The 4,930-nt window shown below is 63.9% G+C and carries 6 protein-coding genes and 1 pseudogene; 2 read left to right on the top strand and 5 right to left on the bottom strand.

The genetic code is table 11. From position 1 onward, the window contains the following. Positions 1–242: 242 nt before the first annotated feature. Positions 243–419 carry a hypothetical protein gene (locus AUC71_RS19400; protein ID WP_158007768.1) on the top strand — a complete coding sequence of 59 codons (177 nt, stop codon included), beginning with the start codon at positions 243–245 and terminating at the stop codon, positions 417–419. Positions 420–487: 68 nt separating this feature from the next. On the opposite strand, the gene AUC71_RS20240 is transcribed toward AUC71_RS19400, so the two are convergent. Then, positions 488–658 (bottom strand): hypothetical protein, encoded by a 171-nt coding sequence (locus tag AUC71_RS20240; RefSeq protein ID WP_204376683.1) that lies wholly within the window; start codon positions 656–658, stop codon positions 488–490. A gap of 25 nt (positions 659–683) precedes the next feature. Beyond that, positions 684–1,928, bottom strand: a complete 1,245-nt coding sequence (locus tag AUC71_RS08745) for a serine hydrolase domain-containing protein (RefSeq protein WP_204376682.1) — start codon at positions 1,926–1,928, stop codon at positions 684–686. A gap of 117 nt (positions 1,929–2,045) precedes the next feature. Between AUC71_RS08745 and AUC71_RS08740 the strand changes: the two genes are divergently transcribed. Beyond that, on the top strand, positions 2,046–3,065 hold the full coding sequence (locus tag AUC71_RS08740; RefSeq protein WP_069623959.1) for a toll/interleukin-1 receptor domain-containing protein: 1,020 nt from the start codon (positions 2,046–2,048) through the stop codon (positions 3,063–3,065). A gap of 8 nt (positions 3,066–3,073) precedes the next feature. Here AUC71_RS08740 and bcp read toward each other — a convergent pair. The 3 genes and pseudogenes from bcp to AUC71_RS08725 form a co-directional block, all read right to left on the bottom strand. After that, a pseudogene (gene bcp, locus AUC71_RS08735) lies at positions 3,074–3,555 on the bottom strand (thioredoxin-dependent thiol peroxidase). Positions 3,556–3,583: 28 nt separating this feature from the next. Beyond that, on the bottom strand, positions 3,584–4,015 hold the full coding sequence (locus AUC71_RS08730) for a GNAT family N-acetyltransferase (protein WP_141701567.1): 432 nt from the start codon (positions 4,013–4,015) through the stop codon (positions 3,584–3,586). Between the two features lie 5 nt (positions 4,016–4,020). Beyond that, the coding region (locus tag AUC71_RS08725; protein ID WP_069623957.1) for an extracellular catalytic domain type 2 short-chain-length polyhydroxyalkanoate depolymerase at positions 4,021–4,930 on the bottom strand (910 nt) is incomplete at its 5' end.

Below are 4,930 nucleotides of genomic sequence, written 5' to 3'. Positions count from 1 at the left end.
AAGGCAGAGGTCAGAGGTTCGAATCCCCTCGGGTGCGCCATTAACGCCTTCCATAACGCGTTGATCGGCGACGAAAACCGGTGGTTTTCGCGCTCTCCCGCAAGAATTCATTGTCCGCGATGGCTGGGGACAGTCTAGAGAGGCTATGGTTTTCCCCCCGCCGGTCAGCTATTTTTCGGGCACCCGCGCCACGAAGACTTGAGCCCGAAACAAAAGGCGCGTGCAACGAGGAGACCGATGACATGCGCAGATTTCTTTTGATTGCCGCAGCGGCCTCTATTGCGCTTGTCGGCCTGTCGGCCAACCAGTGCGGGGGAGGTGAAGAGAAGGCGGCGGAGCCGGCGAAGCCGGCCGAGGAAATGCCCGCCAAGCCCGACGATTCCATGGCTGAGCCGCCGGCCGAGACGCCCGCGGAGTAATCTTGGTTCATCCAAGATAGCGGGGCTGCATCGCTTCGGCGCTGTGGCCCCTTTTTTTAGATCGAGGTCTATGGCGCCCGCGCCGGGAAGGCGTTCACCAGCGGCGCCAGATCGCGCGCGGACTCCCAGTCGCTCCCGTTCCGCGAGAGCCCGAGCCGCACCACGACGAGATCGCGTGACGGCACCACGGCCACCACCTGCCCGTCATAGCCCGACATGTAGAATGCGTCCTCCGGCATGGGCGGCTCGCCACGCCCGGGAGAGTCAGGCAGCTTGAGCCAGATCTGCGCGCCGTAGTCGTTGTGCGGCGATTGTGGCGTCGGCCTTAGCGAATACGCGGCCCAGCCCGCCGGCAAGAGCCGTTCCCCCCCGCCACATCCCGTCCTGCACGAAGAGCAAGCCGAGCCGCGCCCAATCCCTTGCCGAGGCGTAGAGGAACGATGAGCCCATGAGCGTGCCGGAGGCGTCGGGCGGGAGCGTCGCGGTGCGCATGCCGAGCGGCGCAAACAGGCGGTCGTGCGGAAAGCGCAGATACTCCCGTTCGCCGTCGAACGTCTCGCGCACGATCGCGGCGAGGATGTTGGTGGTGCCGCTGGAATAGGACCAGACCGTTCCAGGCTCGTGGATGAGCGGCTTCTCGGCGGCGAACCGCGCCGTGTCGCCGTGTGTGAACAGCATCTGCGACACGTCGCTGAGTTTGTCGTCATAGCTCTCGTCGAAGGCGAGCCCGCTCGTCATGCGCATCAGCTCGTTCAGCGTAATGGCGCCGCGCGGATCGTCTGGTCCCCGCCATTCCGGCATCAGCCGTGTGTCGTCGAGCGCGAGCGCGCCGTCCTGCACCCGCAAGCCCACGAGCACGTTGGTTCCCGTCTTGCTCATGGACCAGCCGATCAGCGGCGTGTGTGCGTCGAAACCGTCCGCATAGCGCTCGGCGACGATGCGGCCCCGATACACGACGACGAGGGCGCGGCTGCCGCGCGGACGCTTCGGGTCGGGCTCGGCGAAGATCGCCTCGATGGCGCGGGCCGCAGCTGCCCCATCGACGCCCTCGGGCCAGGGGCCTTTCGTGACGCGCGCGCCGTCCGGCCATTCGGCGTCACGGTCAAGTGGCGGCGCCGGTGGGAAGAGGCCTTCAGCCTCGGCGCGGAGCTCCGCCTCGTCGCGGCCGTCAATCAACGTGCAGCCGAGTCCCTCGCGATAGATCGAGGTCTGCCCGGCGAGCCCGAACACCGCGGCGCTCACTTCTTTTTCGTCCGTATCGACGGACGGCGTGAACAGACCTAAGGCCTCGAGCCCCGGCCCGGAGAGATCCTGTCGCATGAGGTCCTCGTAGTCCCGGCCGGAGACGAACATCCCGGAGCACAGCAACTGCGCCATGTAACCGGAGCCGAGCAGCGCCATGCGGTAGAGACGCGGACCAACGATCCCGGCCGCCGTCACCAGGACGATGAGGGCCAGCATGAACCAAAAATTACGGGAGAGGCCGAGGAACATGCGGCTCTGTACCATGAAGTTCTCAAAGGGAAAGGCCTCGGGGTCCTGCGAGGCCGCAGCCTATCCAGGGTTGCCGTAGTTCGGCCAATGGGTCAGCATTCACCTGCGCAGGTGCCAGAGGGTGCGCGGGCAATGGTCAAGCTATTGGACAAAATTGACGTTTCGGATGGCGCGATCACGCGAAGTATAGCCCTCTACGAGGGCGAGATTACCGCTCTCTCACCCGAGCAGCATGCGGACATTCTGATCGTTTCAGCATTCCCTGAACACTACGCACCGACTACGACGAGCCTCATCGGCGCGCTTGATCGAAGCGGCGTTTCAGTCGGGGAGCTCGCAGCCAACAAGCTGTACGACCTGAGGGCCACGAGCGCCTTCTGGCTCTCGAAACCGCTCGCAAATGCATCCCTCAATATCGGGCAGATTGCTTGTTTCGAACCGAGTGAGCTGGGAACGCCACCTGAACTGGTCGGAAACTTGTTCAGAGGACTTTTCCCTTTCCTCGATGACCGGCGGGGCCAAGTTGTGGCCATGCCTGTGTTGGCTACCGGGGATCAAGGCTGGCCAGGCGAGCAGATGCTGAGTTCCATTCTGGAGGCAGCCACGCACTGGCTGGCGCGGGGTCTCCCCATCAAAGAGCTAAAGATTATCGAGCGGACTCCGGGGCGGGCGGCAGAGCTTGCCGGAGTCATGGCGGCGTTCAAGGCCATGCTTCCGGTCACATCGCTCAAGACCAGCGCAGTGAACGACTTCGACGTGTTCCTCAGCTTCTCGAGTGCCGACGCGGAGGCTGCCGATTGCGTTAAGCGAGAATTGGAGAAGAGGGGGGACGCCAAGCGCGTGTTCGACTTTCGGCTCGCCATCGACAAAGGAAAAGCTTGGCAGGACGAATTGGACCTCGCCATCAGCTCAAGCAGCTCTATCGTCACGATCCTGACTCCCGCTTACTTCGCATCTCCCGAATGCCGCGAGGAACTCATGCAGGCACGATTGCGGAACAAGCGGTCGGAGCGGCCAGTGCTGTTTCCAATCTATTGGCGCGATTGGGGTCGGGATCTCGATTTGTGGCTGCAGCTCGTCAATTTCGCAGATTGCCGCGAACGCAATTTCGAGATCCTAAGAAGCACTATGGGCAAGCTCGCTCTCGCCTAGTGTGCCGTCTAGCACTGTCTCGCGCTATTTGAGCGCCTGCGCGCCTTCAGCACCGCTTCGGCGTGGCCCGGCACCTTCACCTTCCGCCAGACCTCGCGGATCACGCCCTTGCCGTCGATCAGAAAGGTTGAGCGCTCGATGCCCATATATTTCCGGCCATACATGCTCTTCTCGACCCAGGTGCCGTAGGCCTCGCAAGTCTTGCCCTCTTCATCGGAGGCGAGCGGAAAATTGAGCGCGTACTTCGCCTTGAACTTGTCGTGCTTATTGACCGGGTCCCGCGAGATGCCGATGATCTCCGCCTTTACCTTGGAGAAATCGGGCAGCGCGTCGCGAAAGGCGCAGGCCTCGGCCGTGCAGCCCGACGTGTCGTCCTCGGATAGAAATAAAGCACCACGGGCTCGCCCTTGAAATCGTCCAGGGAGATTTCGCCGCCGCCGTCCGTGGGCAGTGTGAAGGCGGGCGCCTTGTCGCCGACGTCTACGCTCATCGTTTTACCTCCTGGCCGAGCCGTTTGATCACCCGCACATGGGGGATGGTGTTCTCCTCGACGCGCCGCCTTCTTGAGCATAGCCGAGCTTCAGATAAAAGCCCTCGGCGCCGACGCGGGCATGCGCGATCATCAGCCGAAAGCCGGCTTGCGCGGCCCAGGCTTCGGCATGCGCCAGAAGATGTGCCCCGATTCGCATGTGCCGCTTCGCCTCATCCACCGCCATCTGCTTGAGGTGCAGCGTGGCCTCGTCCAGCGGCCTTAAAGAGACCGTGCCCACCACCGCGCCGCATGTCACCGCGCAAAAATGCTGCCGCATGCCATCGTCGTAGAGCTCGTCGTCGGAGACGGTGAGCCCGAGCGGCGCGCGCAAGATGCCCTCCCGCAGACGCAAAGCCTGCCGGTAGAGGTCGGAGCCGAGCGGCGCCTCGAAGATCACGACAATCGGCTGGTCGTCCACGGCGCTCACTCCTGCTCCGCCAGGCGCTCGACCATCGCCCAGATGGCGGCAATCTGCGGCGCGTCCTTGCCGAGATAGTCGAGGCCCGTATAGCCCCACCAGTCCCAGCAGCCTTCCGGGTTGGTCCCGGAGATCGCTCTTGCCTGCGGAAAAAGAATGACCAGGCGGTTGGTATCGGCGATCTCGGCGAATCCCGTGTCCTTGATGAAGGTGTCGCCCACGTTCTCCCGCGACTGGCGGCAGCCATGGAGCGCCACGTGGACCCTGCAGCCAGGCTTCGACCGGCATGTGGGCGGGATATACACCACGCCTTCATCGGCAAAGCTGTCACCCGGCTCGGAGAATTCTTCCTGATCGAACACGAGAAACTCGCCTTGCGGCTCGGCGGACTGAGGTTCTAGCGGCCCGTACATCCATCCCAGGATGGCGCGCGCCTGGTCGTAATCGCAGTCGCTGACATAAGGCCCCTCCGAAAGACCGCAGGCCGCGCCGCCTTCTTCCGTGATGAAGGCGTGCCCGCCCGCGCCTTTCACCAGCGTCACATTGCCGAGCGCGACGCCTGCCAGGTCGTAGAATTGCTTGGCGGCTTCCACCACGGGCCGCGTGACCGTCTGGTCGTCATTGCCCGAGTAGAGATAGACGGTGTGGTTCGCGAGCGCCGAGAGCGGCGCGATGTCTCCGTCCGCCGCCAGCTCCTTCGCTCGTTCCACCAAGTCTTCCGGGTCCGGCACGCCCATGGTCGTGTCCATGCAGCTGTTGAGTGCCTTGGCCGCGTTCTGGATCACGGCTGTCGGCCAGAAGGGAAACAGCCGCGAGTTGGCCGACTCGGCGCAGGCGAACGGGCCGTCCGCCACGATGCCGCCCCACGACTGCTCCGTCGGCCATGGGCGATCGTCGGAGCTGGCCGGCCACTGG

The organism is Methyloceanibacter marginalis, from assembly GCF_001723295.1.
Classification (GTDB): domain Bacteria; phylum Pseudomonadota; class Alphaproteobacteria; order Rhizobiales; family Methyloligellaceae; genus Methyloceanibacter; species Methyloceanibacter marginalis.
The sequence above is the reverse complement of the archived record's forward strand: the minus strand, read 5'-3'. Positions and strand labels throughout refer to the sequence as shown.

Excerpts from the sequence above, each read along its gene's own strand:
- AUC71_RS08745 (WP_204376682.1), bottom strand. The coding sequence starts at position 1,928 with ATGGTACAGAGCCGCATGTTCCTCGGCCTCTCCCGTAATTTTTGGTTC.
- AUC71_RS20240 (WP_204376683.1), bottom strand. The coding sequence starts at position 658 with ATGCCGGAGGACGCATTCTACATGTCGGGCTATGACGGGCAGGTGGTG.
- AUC71_RS19400 (WP_158007768.1), top strand. The coding sequence starts at position 243 with ATGCGCAGATTTCTTTTGATTGCCGCAGCGGCCTCTATTGCGCTTGTC.
- AUC71_RS08740 (WP_069623959.1), top strand. The coding sequence starts at position 2,046 with ATGGTCAAGCTATTGGACAAAATTGACGTTTCGGATGGCGCGATCACG.